15 protein-coding genes and 1 tRNA gene are annotated in these 14,243 nt (G+C 69.5%); 4 read left to right on the top strand and 12 right to left on the bottom strand.

The window, feature by feature from the left end; translation table 11 throughout:
* Nucleotides 1-6: 6 nt before the first annotated feature.
* Nucleotides 7-1,476, bottom strand: a complete 1,470-nt coding sequence (locus DFH01_RS24365) for a dihydrolipoyl dehydrogenase family protein (RefSeq protein WP_109873116.1) — start codon at nt 1,474-1,476, stop codon at nt 7-9.
* Nucleotides 1,477-1,604: 128 nt separating this feature from the next.
* Between DFH01_RS24365 and DFH01_RS24360 the strand changes: the two genes are divergently transcribed.
* Complete coding sequence (locus DFH01_RS24360; RefSeq protein WP_109873115.1) at nt 1,605-3,212, top strand: ABC transporter substrate-binding protein; 1,608 nt, start codon at nt 1,605-1,607, stop codon at nt 3,210-3,212.
* Between the two features lie 6 nt (nt 3,213-3,218).
* On the opposite strand, the gene DFH01_RS24355 is transcribed toward DFH01_RS24360, so the two are convergent.
* From DFH01_RS24355 to DFH01_RS24330, 6 genes are all read right to left on the bottom strand, one after another.
* Nucleotides 3,219-3,617 carry a RidA family protein gene (locus DFH01_RS24355; RefSeq protein WP_109873114.1) on the bottom strand — a complete coding sequence of 133 codons (399 nt, stop codon included), beginning with the start codon at nt 3,615-3,617 and terminating at the stop codon, nt 3,219-3,221.
* A 15-nt stretch (nt 3,618-3,632) separates the two neighbouring features.
* Nucleotides 3,633-4,412 (bottom strand): SDR family NAD(P)-dependent oxidoreductase, encoded by a 780-nt coding sequence (locus tag DFH01_RS24350; RefSeq protein WP_109873113.1) that lies wholly within the window; start codon nt 4,410-4,412, stop codon nt 3,633-3,635.
* Nucleotides 4,409-6,055 carry a GMC family oxidoreductase gene (locus tag DFH01_RS24345; protein WP_109873112.1) on the bottom strand — a complete coding sequence of 549 codons (1,647 nt, stop codon included), beginning with the start codon at nt 6,053-6,055 and terminating at the stop codon, nt 4,409-4,411. The genes DFH01_RS24350 and DFH01_RS24345 overlap by 4 nt, the downstream gene beginning before the upstream one ends.
* A gap of 84 nt (nt 6,056-6,139) precedes the next feature.
* A complete protein-coding gene (locus DFH01_RS24340) occupies nt 6,140-6,754 on the bottom strand; it encodes a DNA-3-methyladenine glycosylase I (RefSeq protein ID WP_109873111.1) in 615 nt (204 codons plus the stop codon).
* A 54-nt stretch (nt 6,755-6,808) separates the two neighbouring features.
* Nucleotides 6,809-6,902, bottom strand: a tRNA-Ser gene (locus DFH01_RS24335).
* A gap of 85 nt (nt 6,903-6,987) precedes the next feature.
* The gene (locus tag DFH01_RS24330; protein WP_109873110.1) at nt 6,988-7,617 is read right to left on the bottom strand and encodes a glutathione S-transferase family protein; all 630 of its coding nucleotides are present in this window, start codon (nt 7,615-7,617) and stop codon (nt 6,988-6,990) included.
* 98 nt (nt 7,618-7,715) lie between these two features.
* On the opposite strand from DFH01_RS24330, the gene DFH01_RS24325 reads away from it, so the two are divergent.
* A complete protein-coding gene (locus DFH01_RS24325; protein WP_109873109.1) occupies nt 7,716-7,997 on the top strand; it encodes a hypothetical protein in 282 nt (93 codons plus the stop codon).
* A gap of 160 nt (nt 7,998-8,157) precedes the next feature.
* Here the strand turns inward: DFH01_RS24325 and DFH01_RS24320 are convergent.
* From DFH01_RS24320 to DFH01_RS24300, 5 genes are all read right to left on the bottom strand, one after another.
* Nucleotides 8,158-9,260, bottom strand: a protein-coding gene (locus tag DFH01_RS24320; RefSeq protein WP_109873108.1) for an IS3 family transposase whose coding sequence is annotated in 2 segments (ribosomal slippage) — nt 8,158-8,999 and nt 8,999-9,260 — 1,104 coding nt in all. Because the reading frame shifts where the segments join, the coding sequence is not laid out codon by codon here.
* Entirely contained in the window at nt 9,235-9,462 is a 228-nt protein-coding gene (locus tag DFH01_RS24315) for a hypothetical protein (RefSeq protein WP_199231385.1), read from the bottom strand. Before DFH01_RS24315 ends, DFH01_RS24320 begins: the two co-directional genes overlap by 26 nt.
* Nucleotides 9,463-9,472: 10 nt before the next feature.
* The gene (locus DFH01_RS24310) at nt 9,473-10,444 is read right to left on the bottom strand and encodes a Bug family tripartite tricarboxylate transporter substrate binding protein (RefSeq protein WP_109873106.1); all 972 of its coding nucleotides are present in this window, start codon (nt 10,442-10,444) and stop codon (nt 9,473-9,475) included.
* A gap of 30 nt (nt 10,445-10,474) precedes the next feature.
* Entirely contained in the window at nt 10,475-11,347 is an 873-nt protein-coding gene (locus tag DFH01_RS24305) for a fumarylacetoacetate hydrolase family protein (RefSeq protein ID WP_109873105.1), read from the bottom strand.
* A 460-nt stretch (nt 11,348-11,807) separates the two neighbouring features.
* Complete coding sequence (locus tag DFH01_RS24300; RefSeq protein WP_109873104.1) at nt 11,808-12,764, bottom strand: dihydrodipicolinate synthase family protein; 957 nt, start codon at nt 12,762-12,764, stop codon at nt 11,808-11,810.
* 99 nt (nt 12,765-12,863) lie between these two features.
* Here DFH01_RS24300 and maiA point away from each other — a divergent pair, with 99 nt between their 5' ends.
* Together maiA and DFH01_RS24290 are read left to right on the top strand one after the other, a co-directional pair.
* A complete protein-coding gene (gene maiA, locus DFH01_RS24295) occupies nt 12,864-13,511 on the top strand; it encodes a maleylacetoacetate isomerase (protein WP_332903297.1) in 648 nt (215 codons plus the stop codon).
* A 119-nt stretch (nt 13,512-13,630) separates the two neighbouring features.
* Nucleotides 13,631-14,221 carry a carboxymuconolactone decarboxylase family protein gene (locus tag DFH01_RS24290; protein WP_109873103.1) on the top strand — a complete coding sequence of 197 codons (591 nt, stop codon included), beginning with the start codon at nt 13,631-13,633 and terminating at the stop codon, nt 14,219-14,221.
* Nucleotides 14,222-14,243: the final 22 nt, after the last annotated feature.

Genomic DNA, 14,243 nt, shown 5'->3' with positions numbered 1-14,243 from the left:
GGGTCCTCACGGCAGGAAGCGCTGAATCAGCCCGACAAGCCGGCGCGTGCGCGAACCGAACAGGGTGGGCGTGTAGAAGCCGCCGGCGGCGCGCTTCGAGATCTCGGACATGGTCGGATAGGGCGCGAGCGAGCAGGCGATGGCGCCGATCTTCAGCCGCTTCTGGATCGCGAGCCCCCAGAGGCCGATCATCTCGCCAGCACGCGGCGCGACGATGGTGGCGCCCAGGATGCGCCCGCCTTTGCCGAGCACGACCTTGATGAGCCCCTCCGTCGCGGCCTCCGCCTGGGCGCGGTCGTTGCCCGCAAGGTCCTGGCCGAGGATGGTCACGGGGTGCCCTGCAGTGCGCGCCTCGGCTTCCGTCAGCCCGACATGGGCCAACTCGGGATCGGCATAGGTCACCCAAGGCAGCGCCGCGTAGTCCACCTTCGCGGGCAGGCCGAACAGCGCGTTCCGGATCACGATGCCGGCGTGGTAGCCGGCGATGTGGGTGAATTGCGGCCCGCCGGCGACATCGCCGATGGCGAAGACGCGCCGGTTCGTCGTGCGCAGCCCGGCATCCACGGTGATGCCGCGCGGCGTCGTCGCGATCCCCGCCTGCTCAAGCCCGAGCCCCTGCAGATTGGGCCGCCGCCCGGCGGCCACCAGCAGATGCGAGCCGGCGATGCGGGTGCCGTCGCCGAGCTCGACCTCGACGCCGTTCGCGGCGCGCCGGACCGCGGCGATCTGCGCGCCCTCATGCAGCACGATGCCCTCGCGCCGCAGCACGGTGCGGAGGATCGCGACCGCCTCGGGCTCGTCCTTCGGCAGGATGCCGGCACGTTCCAGCACCGTCACCTGCGCGCCGAGGCGCCGGAAGGCCTGCGCCATCTCGATGCCGATCGGGCCGCCGCCGAGCACCAGCAGGTGATCGGGCCGGTCGGTGAGGTCGAAGACGGATTCATTGGTGAGGTAAGGCGTCTCGGCAAGCCCCGGCACCGGCGGCACGGCGGCGGAGGAGCCGGTGGCGACGATGAAGCGGCGGGCCCGAATGCGCTGGTCACCGGCCTCGACCTCCTGGGGGCCGGTGAAGCGGGCGGCGGCGCGGATGACCGTGACGCCGAGGCCCTCGAAGCGCTCGACCGAGTCATGCGGGGCGATCGCGGCGATGACGCCGTGCACATGCGCGTGCACCTTTGCGAATTCCACCGCCGGCTCGTGTCCGTTGACGCCGAAGCGGCCGCTGCTGCGCACCACCTGCGCCGCATGGGCCGCGGCGAGCAGCGCCTTGGAGGGCACGCAGCCGGTGTTGAGGCAGTCGCCCCCCATCCGGTGCTTCTCGATCAGCACGACGGAGGCGCCCATCTGCACGGCCCCGGCGGCGACCGACAGGCCACCGGACCCGGCGCCGATCACGCAGAGATCGGCATGCAGCACGCCCTCGCGCAACAGCGGGCGTTTCGCGTCAGTCGGGAAACCGGCGTTCGCCTCGGCCATGGTCGCATTCCCCTCGGTCTTCACACGCCGCTTCGCCGGGGGTGGCGGGCAGGTTACGCTTGCGACGATCTGGAACGATCGTTACATAATTCCGGCCGGCCTGGTTCGGCCGATCGGGAGAAACACGGATGACGTTTCGGAAGCTGCGGGCCCTCGGGCTCGGCCTCGCGCTCGGCTTGGCATCGCTCGGCGGCGCTGCGACGGCGCAGACCACCTCGCCCGACCGCGTGCTGCGCATGGTGCCGAACGCCGACCTGCAGACGCTCGATCCGATCAACACGACCGCGGGCGTGGTGCAGAGCCATGCCCACATGATCTACGATCAGCTCTTCGGCCGCGATGCCGAGCAGCGGCCGCAGCCGCAGATGGTCGCCACGCACAGTGTCTCGGCCGATGCGCTAACCTGGCGCTTCACGCTGCGCGACGGCCTGGCGTTCCACGACGGCGCGCCGGTGACGGCAGCGGATGTGGTGGCCTCGCTGCGCCGTTGGGGCGCGCGCGATCCGCATGGGCGGCAGATCATGGCGATTACGGCGAGCCTGGCGGCCGAGCCGGATGGCAAGACGGTGGTCTGGACGCTGCGGCGCCCCTACGCGCTGATGCTGGATGCCCTCTCCAAGCCGGCGGGCAACATGCCGGCGATCATGCCGGCGCGCATCGCCGCGACGGATCCCTTCACCGCCATCACCGAGACGATCGGCAGCGGCCCCTTCATCTTCGAGCGCTCGGAATGGGTGCCGGGCAGCCGCGTGGTGTATCGCCGGAACCCGAACTACGTGCCGCGCAGCGAGCCGGCTTCCGGCACGGCGGGCGGCAAGGTCGCGCATGTGGACCGCGTGGAGTGGCTCAACATCGCCAATGCCCAGACGGCCGTGCTGGCGCTGATCCAGGGCGAGCTCGACTTCGTGGAGAGCCCGGGCGTGGACTTCCTGCCGATGCTGCAGCGGCGCGGGATGCGGCTGGTGCGGATCAACACGCTGGGTGCGCCCGGCATGATCCGCATGAACCACATCCACCCGCCCTTCAACGATCCCCGCGCGCGGCAGGCGCTGATGCTGCTGGTGAACCAGGAAGAGATCCTGCAGGCGATGTTCCCGGACCCGGCACTGTACCAGGTCTGCCACGCCTTCTTCGTCTGCGGTTCGCCGCAGGAGACGAATGCCGGCGTGCCGCAGGGCCTCGGCTCGCCGGCGGCGCAGGAGCGTGCGCGGCAGCTGCTGCGCGAGAGCGGCTATGACGGATCGCCGATCGTCATCATGGACCCGACCGACAATCCCTTCGTGCATGCCGCGACACTGGTGCTGGCGCAGCAGATGCAGCGCGTGGGTTTCCGCACCGATGTGCAGGCGATGGACTTCGCCTCCATGGCCGGGCGCCGCGCCAATCGTCGCCCGCCGAGCGAGGGCGGCTGGCATATCGGCCTGACCTTCTGGAACGGCCTCGGCGCCAGCGACCCGGTCGGCAATGTCCCGATGCAGGCCAGCTGCGAGCGCGCCTGGCCCGGCTGGCCCTGCGACGCGGCGCACCAGGCGCTGATCGACGCCTTCCCCTATGCCGCGACAGCGGAGGAGCGCCGTCGCATCCTGGACGAGCTGCAGACCAGCGCGTATCGCCTTGTGCCCTACGTGCCGTATGGGCAGTGGTACCTGCCGGCAGCGCATACGCCGCGGCTTTCGGGCGTGCTCTCCATGCCGGGGATCATCATCGCCTGGAACATCCAGAAGGCGGCGCGCTGAAACCGGTCAGCTTGGCTTCCAGGCGACGAGGTCGATCTCCACCAGCGCTCCGCGCGCCAGGCCCGTGACGCCGATGCAGGTGCGGGCGGGCAGGCGATCTGGCGGGAACAAGGACGCGTAGGTGCGGTTCATCGCCTCGTAGTCGCGCTCGAACTGCGTGAGGTAGACCCGGGCCTGCACAACGTCCGATAGCGCATAGCCGGCGCCCTGCAGCACGCGTTCCAGGTTGCGCATCACCTGCCGCGTCTGCGCCTCGACGCCGTCGGGGAGCGGAAGGTGGCTGTCGGCGGGATCGGTCGGCATCTGGCCGGTCACCAGCAACCAGGGCCCGCAGCGGACGGCGTGGCTGAAAGGCGCGACGCGGTCGGGCCCGTCGGCCATGAGCATGAAGATCGGCGTGTCCATGGCCGGCCGTCCTTCTCAGAGGTTGCGTCGCGCGGCGCGCAGGGTCGGCAGGCCGATGCCGGTGGCGTCGAAGCCGCCATCCACCGCGATCACCTGGCCGGTCAGGTAGCTTGCGCGGTCGCTGCACAGGAAGAAGATCGCCTCGGCCAACTCCTCCTCCAGCCCGTAGCGATTCAGCGGGATGGTGTCGTGATAGTCCTTGCGGATCTCGGGCGTGTGCACCGCCTTGGCCATGGCGGTGTCCACCGGACCGGGCGCGACAGCATTCACGCGGATGCCAAGCGCACCGAGCTCCACCGCCTGCTGCTTCGTCAGATGCGCGAGACCGGCCTTGCTGGTGCCGTAGGCGACACGCAGCGTGGAGGCGCGCAGGCCGGAGATGGAGGTGATGTTCACCACCGCCCCGCCGCCGCCCTCCGCCATGAGCGGCGCCGCGGCCTGGGTGGCGAGGAAGGGGCCGGTGAGGTTCACGGCGAGCACGCGGTTCCATTCCTCGGGCGTCGTCTCGAGGATCGGCTTGAACACCGCCGTGCCGGCATTGTTCACCAGCGCGTCGAGGCGCCCGAAATGCGCATGCGCGCGGCGCACGGCCGCCCCGACGGCCGTGGCGTCGGCCACGTCGCAATGCAGCGCCAGCGTGTCGGCGGGCCGCGCGAGTTCCGCCATCGCATGGCCGAGCAGCTCGCCGTCGATATCGAGCAGCGCGACGCGCCAGCCTTCCGCGAGGAAGCGCCGCGTCGTGGCCAGCCCGATGCCGCGGCCGGAACCGGTGACGAGTGCGACCTTGCCGCTCATGCGGCGTGCTCGGCGATCTCGCGGCCGCGGATGAAGTCGGCGGCCTTCTCGGCGATCATCAGCGTCGTGGCATAGGTGTTGGCGGAGGGCATGCTCGGCATGATCGAGGCGTCCACGATGCGCAGCCCCTCCATCCCATGCACCAGCAGCCGGTCGTTCACCACCGTGCTCGGGTCGGTCGCCGGGCCCATGCGGCAGGTGCCGATCAGGTGGTATGTCGTGCTTGCATTGCGCTTCGCGAAGTCGAGCAGTTCGTCGTCGCTCTGCACCTGCGGGCCGGGCAGCGTCTCGCGCTCCAGGTAGCGGCCGAGTTCCGGCGTGTTCAGCATCCGCCGCACCAGGCGCATGCCCGCCAGGTGCACGCGCACATCCATCGGATCCGAGAGGTAGTTCGGGTTGATCTCCGGGTCCTCGAACACGTCCGTGCTGCGCGCCCTCACCCAGCCCGTGCTTTCCGGCCGGTGCTGCCAGGCGCCGCAGGTGACGCCGGGATAGTCGTCGAGGATGTAGACCTTGCCTTCGGCGTAGGAGCCGGGCGTGAAGACGCATTGCAGGTCGGGCTGGTCCAGCCCCTCGAAGCTCTTCCAGAAGACATGCACATGGGACGGCGTGGTGGCGAGGATGTTCGGCCGCCCGGTCGCCCAGCGCGCGATCTGCGCGCCGAGCTTCAGCCCGCGTGAGAGCTCGTTCAGCGTGTCGACGCCGGGCTTCGCCCGCATCACGAAGCGCGAGGCGTAGTGGTCGCGGAAGTTGAGGCCCACAGGCAGCTCGTGCACCACCTCGACGCCGAGCCGGGCCAGCAGATCTGCCGGCCCGACGCCCGAGACCTGCATCAGCCGCGCGGTGTTCACCGTGCCGGCCGAGAGGATCACCTCGCGCCGCGCCCGCACCTCCCTCGGCGCCGCGTCACGCGCGCCGAGGTAGCGGATGCCGACCGCGCGCTTGCCCTCGAAAAGGATGCGGCTGGCGCGCGCATTGGTGCGCACCTCGAGGTTCTTCCGCGTCATCGCAGGCTTGAGGAACGCGACCGCCGCGGAGATGCGCCGCCCGTTGCGGATGGTGCGCTGGTAATACCCCACCCCCGCCTGGTCGCCGCAATTGTAGTCGCGCGCGCGCGGGATGCCGAGGCCGACGCAGCCCGCGATGAAGGCCTCGGAGATCGGGTGGATCCAGTCCATGTCGGTGACCGGGATCGCGCCCTCGTTCTGCCCGCGCGTCTCGTCGCAGAGGCCGATGCGGTTCTCGCTGCGGCGGTAGTAGGGGAGGCAGTCGGCATAGCCCCAGCCGCGGTTGCCGCGCTGCGCCCAGCTGTCGAGATCGGCCGGCTGGCCGCGATTGTAGATCATGCCGTTCACCGAGGAGCCGCCGCCGAGCGTGCGGCCCTGGATGGTCGGGATGCGGCGGCCGCCGGTGTTCGCCGTCGGCTCGGTGCGGAACTGCCAGGTGACGGAGGGGTCCTTCAGCGTCTTCACGAAGCCGGCCGGGACATGGATCCACGGGTTGCGGTCGGGCGGCCCGGCCTCGAGCATGCAGACGGTCACGCCGGGATCGGCGGAGAGCCGGTTCGCCAGCACGGATCCCGCGGCGCCGGAGCCCACGATGACATAGTCGAAGCTGTCGGCGTCGGGCGCTGCGTCAGCCATGGCAAGCGATGTCCTGCGTTCCGGTGCGGCCCGGGCGGGACAGCCGGCCGGGCTTGAGGAGAATTTCTAGGCCAGGGCGGCGCCTCATGCACCAGGGGCGCCGGGGCGACGAAAGGCCGCGCGGGCGCGGGCCGCCTCGGCGCGGATGGCGCAATCCGGCGCGTGGTCGTTCACCAGGCCCATGGCCTGCATGAAGGCATAGACGGTCGTCGGGCCGACAAAGGCCCAGCCGCGTTTCTTCAGGTCCTTCGACATCGCGACCGAGGCCGGCGAGGTGGCGCGAAGGCTTGGCGGCTCATCGGCCGCGTCCTCGAAGCGCCAGACATAGGCGGCCAGCGAGCCTTCCTGCCGGACCAGCTCCTGCGCGCGCTTCGCGTTGTTGATGGCGGCCTCGATCTTGCCGCGGTGGCGGACGATGCCGGCATCGCCCAGCAGCCGCGCGACGTCGCGCTCGGTGAACCGGGCGACGCGGTCGATCTCGAAGTTGTGGAAGGCGGCGCGGAAATTCTCGCGCTTCGCCAGGATGGTCCGCCAACTCAGCCCAGACTGGAAGCCTTCCAGGCACAGCTTCTCGAAGAGGCGGCGATCCTCGCCGACCGGGAAGCCCCATTCCGTGTCGTGATAGGCTAGGTAGTCAGGCGTCGCGCCGCACCAATGGCATCGTGCCCTGCCATCCGGCCCCAGGATCGTGCTGCTCATGGGTCCCCCGAAATCGGGGATATCATGACGAGGTCGGGGGGATCGGGGGAGAGGTGGCGGAGGGGATGGGATTCGAACCCACGATAGAGGTTTAAGCCCCTATAACGGTTTAGCAAACCGTCGCCTTCAGCCGCTCGGCCACCCCTCCGCACGGGTCAGCGTCACGCATGCCAAAGTTGCACGACGTATGCCCGGCCGCTTCTAGCCGGACCGACCCACCCCGGCAACCCGTGTCAGGAGAGCGCAACCTCGAAGCCGCGCTGGACAGCCGGGCGAGCCATCATGCGGGCATACCACGCGCCGGCCGCGGGGAACTCCTCGAAGGAGACCTGGTGGCGCTCATGCCGCCAGGCCCAGCCCAGAATGGCGAAGTCGGCGATGCTCGGCTCGCCCTCGGTGGCGACGAAGTCGCGCCCGGCCAACCGCCGGTCGAGCACGCCGTAGAGGCGCTTGGTCTCCGAATGATAGCGGTTGAATCCGTAGTCGCGGGCCGGCCCCTCGGGCTGCATCAGAAAATGGTGGACTTGGCCGGGCATCGGGCCAAAGCCGCCCATCTGCCACATCAGCCACTCCCAGACCTCAACCCGCGCCCGAGGCGCCGCGGGCAGGAAGCGGCCGGTCTTCTCGGCCAGATAGAGCAGGATCGCGCCGGATTCGAAGACGCTGATCGGCTGTCCGTCGGGGCCCTCTGGATCCAGGATCGCCGGGATGCGGTTGTTCGGCGAGATCTTCAGGAAGGCCGGCTCGAATTGCTGTCCCTTCGAAATGTCCACCGGGATGACCCGGTAGGCGAGGCCCATCTCCTCCAGCGCGACGCTGATCTTGCGGCCGTTCGGCGTGTTCCAGGCGTAGAGCTCGATCATTCCGGTATGTTCCGTTCCAGGCCAGGGCGGGTTGATCCCATGGCTCGACAGCGACGCCAAGCTTGACCGGCCCCGGCCGGGTTTGCGATCCATTGGGGGTGACAAGCCTCGTCAGCCTGCGTGGCGAAGACGATACGCTCTGGGCCGTCATCGCGACTGCCGGCCGGAAGAGCAGGGTGGCGAATGTCTACCGCTCACGCGCCGATGCGCTCCAGGACAGTGCCTGGCGTGCCCAACAGGTCAGCGCCTATGAGGACTGGCTACGCCGATCGCGCCAGCCGGTGCCACACTACAGCGTTGCGCCGATCCGTCGGGCCGATCTGCCGAAGAAGTGGAGCCCGCTGCCCGCCCTGGGCTTCCTGCGCGGGCAGTTCATATGATCAGGCGCGTGCGATGCGGATCAGCAGCGATGCTTGCAGAACGGTCTCCGGCAGCCTGTCGCGCGCGACCAGATGCGCCGGCGTCTGCTCCCGTCGCATGGTGCCGAGCGGCACGACAAGGTCCGGCCTGATGGTCCTGACCCCAACGCTGGTCCGGCGGCTAGGCAACTCGTCGGGCTTGTTGAGCCTGCTCGGCGAACGCCCGCGGGGTCAAGTTTCCCAATGACCCGTGCGGCCGTTCCTCGTTGTACTCCGTCCTCCACGCCTCGAGCCGGTCCCTCGCATCGGCCAGCGACAGGAACCAGGACGCGTTGAGGCACTCCGCCCGCAGCCGGCTGTTGAACGCCTCGATGTGGGCGTTGTCGGTGGGCTTTCCCGGGCGGGAGAAGTCGATCTCCACCCCGTTCAGGTGCGCCCACTGGTCCAGCATCCGGCCCGCGAACTCCGGGCCGTTGTCTACCTTCAGCGCCTTCGGCCGCCCCCGCCGCCGCGCCAGCCCGTCGAGCTCGGCGACCACGTCAAACGCCCGGAAATTGGCTCTCGGTGCTATCGAGAGCGCCTCTCGCGTATGGGCGTCGATCACCGCGAGAATTCGGATCGGCCGGCCGTCGAACAGCGCATCCGAGACGAAGTCCATGCTCCAGACCTCGTTCGGTGCGACCGCCCTCGGCCGGCCGACCCGGTAGCGCCAGGCCCGCTTGCGCCGCGGCACCTTGCTGCGGATCGTGAGCCCTTCCTCAGCATAGAGGCGGTAGACGCGTTTCGCGTTCACGGGCCAACCCTCTCGCCTGAGCAGAACATGCAGCCGCCGGTAGCCATATCGGACACGGCTCGCGGCCAGATCACGCAGCCGCATCCGCAGTTCGACCTGCGGATCACGCCGTGGCCGATACCGTTGCGACGATCGACGGAAGCCTGTCGCCGAGCATGCCCGCCGCTCGCCCACGCCGTAGGCGCCCTGCAGATGGCGCACCACCTCACGGCGAACGGTGGGCTTCACCACTTTCGGCGCAGGACGTCCTGCAACATCGTCTTGTCGAGCGTCAGGTCGGCGACAAGCCGCTTGAGCTTCGCGTTCTCCTCCTCAAGCTGCTTCAGCCGCCGGATTTCCGCCACGCCCATCCCAGCGAACTGCTTCTTCCACCGGTAGAACGTCGGCTCGGAGACGCCCAGCTTGCGGCAGATCTCCTCCACCGACGTGCCGCTCTCCGCCTGCCTCAGCGCAAAGGCGATCTGCTCATCCGCGTAACGCTTCCGCTTCATGGCACCCTCCTCCAGGGATCAGAGTGCCCGAAAAAGTTGCCCTCCCGATGGACCAGATTCCGGGTTCAGGACCACTGACACCGAACACCGCATCGCGGTCCAGATAGGGATCGTCTTCCAGGAAGAGTTCGGTCACGAGCGGCCGCTGAGCAGCGGCCTCCGAGATCGCGTGCAGATGCGCCGGCCACCAGGCGTCGCGCATCCGGCCGGTCCTAGTTCGCCGTGGCGCCGGAGGCGCGCACGACATCGGCCCATTTGGTCACCTCGTCGCGTAGATAGGCCGCGAAGTCGTCGCGCGGGCGGGGGTCGGGGGCGAAGCCGGCGGCGTTCAGGCGCTGCGCCAGCTCGGCGGAGTTGAGGGCGCGGTTCACCTCGGCATTCATCCGGTCGCAGATGGCGGCCGGGGTGCCGGGCGGGGCGAACATGCCGAACCAAGTCAGCGCCTCGAAGCCGGTGAAGCCCTGCTCGGCCACGGTCGGCACCTCGGGCAGCGATGGGTCGCGTCGCAGGCTGGTCACCGCGATGCCGCGCAGCCTGCCGTCGCGCACCATCGGCAGCGCGGGCGGCAGGCTCGTGCTGCCCACCGGCACCTGGCCGCCGACCACGGCCGTGACGGCCTGCGCGGGGCCAAAGGGCACGTGCTGGATTTCGACGCCTGCGAGGCGGCGGAAAAGCAGCTCCATCCCGAGATGCGTCGTGGTCCCGATGCCGGAGGAGCCATAGTCCAGCGGGCGTGACTTCGCGGCCGCAATCAGGTCCTGTAGGTTGCCGACCTGAAGCTTCTCCGGGTTCACCGTGATGATGTTCGGCGTGCTGGCCAGCATGGCGACCGGCTCGAACTCGGTCGCCTCGTAGCCGGCATTGCCGAACAGGCTCGGGTTGACGGAGAAGGCCACCGAGTGGGCGAGGAAGACGCTGCCATCGGCCGGGCCGCGCTTGACCGCGACCGTCGCGATGTTGCCGCCGGCACCCGGCCGGTTCTCCACCACCACAGGCTGCCCGAGCACCGGCTGCAGCGCGTTGCCGAGCGCGCGCGCCAGCACATCCGTCGAGGAACCAGGCGGGAAGGCGACAACGATGCGCACCGGCTTGTCCGGCCAGGCCTGCGCATGCGCGAGGCGCGGCGCCGCGAGAAATGCGCCGGCGCCAAGCAGCGCAGCACGCCGTGTGGTGGCGATGTTCATTGTCGTTTCCTCCCCGCGTTCTGCTTCAGGTCACGTCGCGAAGGCGGGATCGTCAGCGACGCCGTTGCGCAGCACGCCAATGCCCTCGACCTCCACCTCCACCGTCATCCCCGGTGCGAGGAACAGCGGATCGGGCTTGCGCGCATAGCCGACGCCCGACGGCGTGCCGGTGGCGATGACGTCGCCCGGCTCCAGCGTCATCACTTCCGAGAGGATCGCGATGCAGCGCGCCACCGGAAAGATCATGTCGCCGGTCGTGCTGTCCTGCACCGTGCGGCCGTCAACGCGGGCGGTGATGCGCAGCGGCGCGGCGCCGGGCGGCAACTCGTCCGGCGTGACCAGTTCCGGGCCGAAGGCGCCTGTCGCATCGAAGTTCTTGCCCATGGTCCATTGCGTGGACTTCCGCTGGTAGTCGCGCACGGAGCCGTCGTTGAACAGGCTGTAGGCGCCGACATGGGCAAGCGCGTCGGCTTCCTTCAGGCAACGCGCCCGCGCGCCGATGACGACCGCGAGTTCCGCTTCGTAATCCAGCTTCGTCGAACAGCCCGGGCGCAGCATGGGGGCGTCCGGACCGATCAGCGAGGTCTGCACGCGCAGGAAGACGGCCGGGTAATCCGGGATGGGATTGTTCCCCTCCTTCGCGTGAAGCGCGTAGTTCAGCCCGATGCAGATTACCTTCCCGGGATTCCCGATGGGCATGAGCAGCTTGAGCCCGTCGAGCGGACGCCGGACAGGACAGGCGTCCGCCGCGGCGACGAGCTTCGAGCGCATCGCAGGCCCCCCGGTGAGAATGGCGACCGGATCGCTCGGGAAGCCGGCGAGGGAGGAAACCGGCACCACCTCGCTGCCCAGGCGAACCCCGAGAGTGGCGCGACCGCCATCTTCGAACCGCAGGAGACGCATTCCGGGACCCCTCCCTCACCGAACGGGCACGACCATATCGGGCGCATCGCGACCGTCCAATCCGAATGATGACGGCGTCCCAGGGCGCGTTGAACGTCCCGTCGTGCCGCGCGTTGGCCGCACGCAACCGGAGGGACCCAGCCCGATGCGTCCGGCCATCCTCGCAGCGACACTGATGTCGCTCGCCGCACCCGTATTCGCCCAGACCACACCTGCCCCCTCCCGTTCGCCGGGACCGCCTATCGACTTAGGCCCGAGGACGCCCGACGCGAACGCGGCGCATCGGGGCGGGGGCGTCATCCTGGAAGGCCCGCCCGGCGCGCCCGCGCCACCCGTCATGCGCACCGCTCCACACGACCTGCTGGTCGCGCCGCAGGGCAGCCCGCTCATCGAGGGACAGACGCAGCGCAGCACTGGCGTGCCGGCTCAGGGCACGCCCGGGCTGCCGCGCTAGCGCCGGCTATTCCGCCGCGAGAGGCAGCGCGCCGGGCAGGCGCCAGCCATAGCGCGCATCGAGACCAAGCCGGCGCACGATTTCGACGCCTTTTGCGAGATGATCGGGCTTCAGGCCCGACAACGGCCGCCGCAGGTCGCCGGCCGGCAAGCCGACGGCCTTCATCAGCGACTTCACGGCCACCGGGTTGATCGCGCTGTAGGTGAAGTGCAGCAGCGGCAGCAGGCGCAGGTAGGTTTCGCGGAACACCACGGACTGCTCCGGCCTGCGCCAGGGTGTCGACAAGGCTGCCATGCCGGCCGGGTCGAGGTTGCCCGTCATGTTCGCGGTCCCATGCCCGCCGAGCGACATGGTCGGCACCACCAGCCCGAGATTGGGGCTGTCGCAGCACATGATGGTCGCATCCGGCTGCGCGGCGCAGACCTGCGCGACCTGGCCGACGCGCGTGGTGCTCTCCTTCAGCACCACGATGTTCGGGTGCTTCATCAGACGCAGCAGATGATCCCAGTGGAGGTCGGACTTCACGCGCGGCGGGTTGTTGTAGATGCCGATGGGCAGGTCCACCGCATCGGCGCATTCGGCGAAATAGGCCTCGATGTCGTCCTCGGGCGCGCAGATATAGGCGGGAGCGGCCAGGATGGCGCCGTCGGCGCCGGCCGCCTTCGCGTGCTGGAGATACTTGATGGTGGCCGCCGTGCTCGGCCCGGTGCAGCCATAGAAGAACTTCATGCGATTTGCCGCCCCACTGGCCTTCATGGCGGCCGTACGCTCCACGATCTCGCGGCGCTCTTCCGGGGCCAGCATCGAGACCTCGCCGGTCGAGCCCATGATGAGCACCGCCGATGTGCCGTTGGCCGCGTGCCAGTCGAGCAGCGTGCGGAAGCCGCCGAAATCCACGCTTCCATCGGCGTTGAACGGGGTGATGAGGGCAACGAAGGAACCCTCGATCCGCATCTTGGCCATGCCGGTGATCCTCTGGGCGATGGCCGACGATATCAGCGCCCTGCCCATGTTGACAGGCGGATCGGGCAATCCCGTGATGGCGGCGGGAGGGCCCGACGCATGACCGAGATGATCCTGCACGGCTATTTCCGGTCCTCGGCGGCCTGGCGGGTGCGGATCGCGCTGGGGCTGAAGGGCCTGACCGCCCGACAGGTCTCCCGCCATCTGCGCAAGGGAGAGCAGGCGGCCCCCGATCATCTGGCGCTGAATCCGCAGGGGCTGGTTCCGACGCTGGAGGTAGCTGGCCAGGGCGCCCTGACGCAGTCGCTCGCGGTCCTCGAGTGGCTGGACGAGACGCAGCCCGGCCCGAGGCTGCTGCCCGCGGATGCCTGGGGCCGGGCGCGGGTGCGCGCACTGGCCCAGATCATCGCCTGCGACATCCACCCGATCCAGAACCTGCGCGTCCTGCAGTATCTGAAGCGAGAGATGGGGCAGGAGCAGCCGGCGATCGATGCCTGGGCGAGGCACTGGATCGCGACCGGCCTCGCCGCCTTCGAGGCGCGTCTCGCGGAGCCTGCCGCCGGGCGCTTCTGCCATGGCGACGTGCCGGGCATGGCGGATCTCTGCCTGGTGCCGCAACTCGGCAATGCGCGGCGCTTCGGATGCGACCTGTCACCCTATCCGAGGATCCTCGCCGTCGAGGCAGCCTGCCGCGCGCTGCCGGCCTTCATGGCCGCGGCGCCGGAGGCCCAGCCCGACGCGGAATGAAGGCTCCGCTTGCCCGACGCTGACGGAGCCGGGACACTCGCGGCAGCGCGGAGCCCGATGACCGGAGGCTGTCAGCCCGGGAGGTCTGCCCGGCACGCCTCAACACGCAAGGAGGAAGCATGCCGCTCGTGGACCCGCTGCCGGAGGACCACAACCCGGACCTCGTGGACCTGATCCAATTCTTCCGAGGCCCCCTCGGCACGGTGCCAAACTCGGTGCTGACCATGCAGCGCCGTCCCGCGATCGCGCGGGCCTTCACCGAACTCAACAAGGCCGTGATGGCGAACCACGCGGGGGTGACAGCCGAACAGAAGCGCCTGATCGGTTACCTCGCCTCGCACACGGCCGGCTGCCACTATTGCGAGGCGCACACGATCCTTGCAGCCGAGCGCTTCGGCGCCACGCCGGAGCGGCTGGCCGACATCTGGTCCTATCGCACGAGCCCCCACTTCACCGAGGCCGAGCGCGCCGCCTTCGACTTCGCGATCGCCGCCGCTTCCGTGCCGAACGCCGTGACGCCGGACATCGGGGCGGCGCTGCGCAGCCACTGGAGCGAGGACGAGATCGTCGAGATCCTGGGCGTCGTTGCGCTGTTCGGCTTCCTGAATCGCTGGAACGATTCGATGGGGACCGCACTGGAGCCCATCGGCATCGCCGCCGGCGAGAAGCATCTCGTCCGGGAGGGGTGGACTGTCGGCAAGCATCGGTGAGCGCCCTGTCGCGGGCGGCCAA

Source organism: Falsiroseomonas bella, from assembly GCF_003173615.1.
Lineage (GTDB): Bacteria > Pseudomonadota > Alphaproteobacteria > Acetobacterales > Acetobacteraceae > Falsiroseomonas > Falsiroseomonas bella.
The sequence above is the reverse complement of the archived record's forward strand: the minus strand, read 5'-3'. Positions and strand labels throughout refer to the sequence as shown.

Excerpts from the sequence above, each read along its gene's own strand:
- maiA (WP_332903297.1), top strand. The coding sequence starts at position 12,864 with ATGACCGAGATGATCCTGCACGGCTATTTCCGGTCCTCGGCGGCCTGG.
- DFH01_RS24290 (WP_109873103.1), top strand. The coding sequence starts at position 13,631 with ATGCCGCTCGTGGACCCGCTGCCGGAGGACCACAACCCGGACCTCGTG.
- DFH01_RS24350 (WP_109873113.1), bottom strand. The coding sequence starts at position 4,412 with ATGAGCGGCAAGGTCGCACTCGTCACCGGTTCCGGCCGCGGCATCGGG.
- DFH01_RS24355 (WP_109873114.1), bottom strand. The coding sequence starts at position 3,617 with ATGGACACGCCGATCTTCATGCTCATGGCCGACGGGCCCGACCGCGTC.
- DFH01_RS24300 (WP_109873104.1), bottom strand. The coding sequence starts at position 12,764 with ATGGCCAAGATGCGGATCGAGGGTTCCTTCGTTGCCCTCATCACCCCG.
- DFH01_RS24315 (WP_199231385.1), bottom strand. The coding sequence starts at position 9,462 with ATGCGCGACGCCTGGTGGCCGGCGCATCTGCACGCGATCTCGGAGGCC.
- DFH01_RS24360 (WP_109873115.1), top strand. The coding sequence starts at position 1,605 with ATGACGTTTCGGAAGCTGCGGGCCCTCGGGCTCGGCCTCGCGCTCGGC.
- DFH01_RS24305 (WP_109873105.1), bottom strand. The coding sequence starts at position 11,347 with ATGCGTCTCCTGCGGTTCGAAGATGGCGGTCGCGCCACTCTCGGGGTT.
- DFH01_RS24310 (WP_109873106.1), bottom strand. The coding sequence starts at position 10,444 with ATGAACATCGCCACCACACGGCGTGCTGCGCTGCTTGGCGCCGGCGCA.
- DFH01_RS24345 (WP_109873112.1), bottom strand. The coding sequence starts at position 6,055 with ATGGCTGACGCAGCGCCCGACGCCGACAGCTTCGACTATGTCATCGTG.
- DFH01_RS24340 (WP_109873111.1), bottom strand. The coding sequence starts at position 6,754 with ATGAGCAGCACGATCCTGGGGCCGGATGGCAGGGCACGATGCCATTGG.
- DFH01_RS24330 (WP_109873110.1), bottom strand. The coding sequence starts at position 7,617 with ATGATCGAGCTCTACGCCTGGAACACGCCGAACGGCCGCAAGATCAGC.
- DFH01_RS24365 (WP_109873116.1), bottom strand. The coding sequence starts at position 1,476 with ATGGCCGAGGCGAACGCCGGTTTCCCGACTGACGCGAAACGCCCGCTG.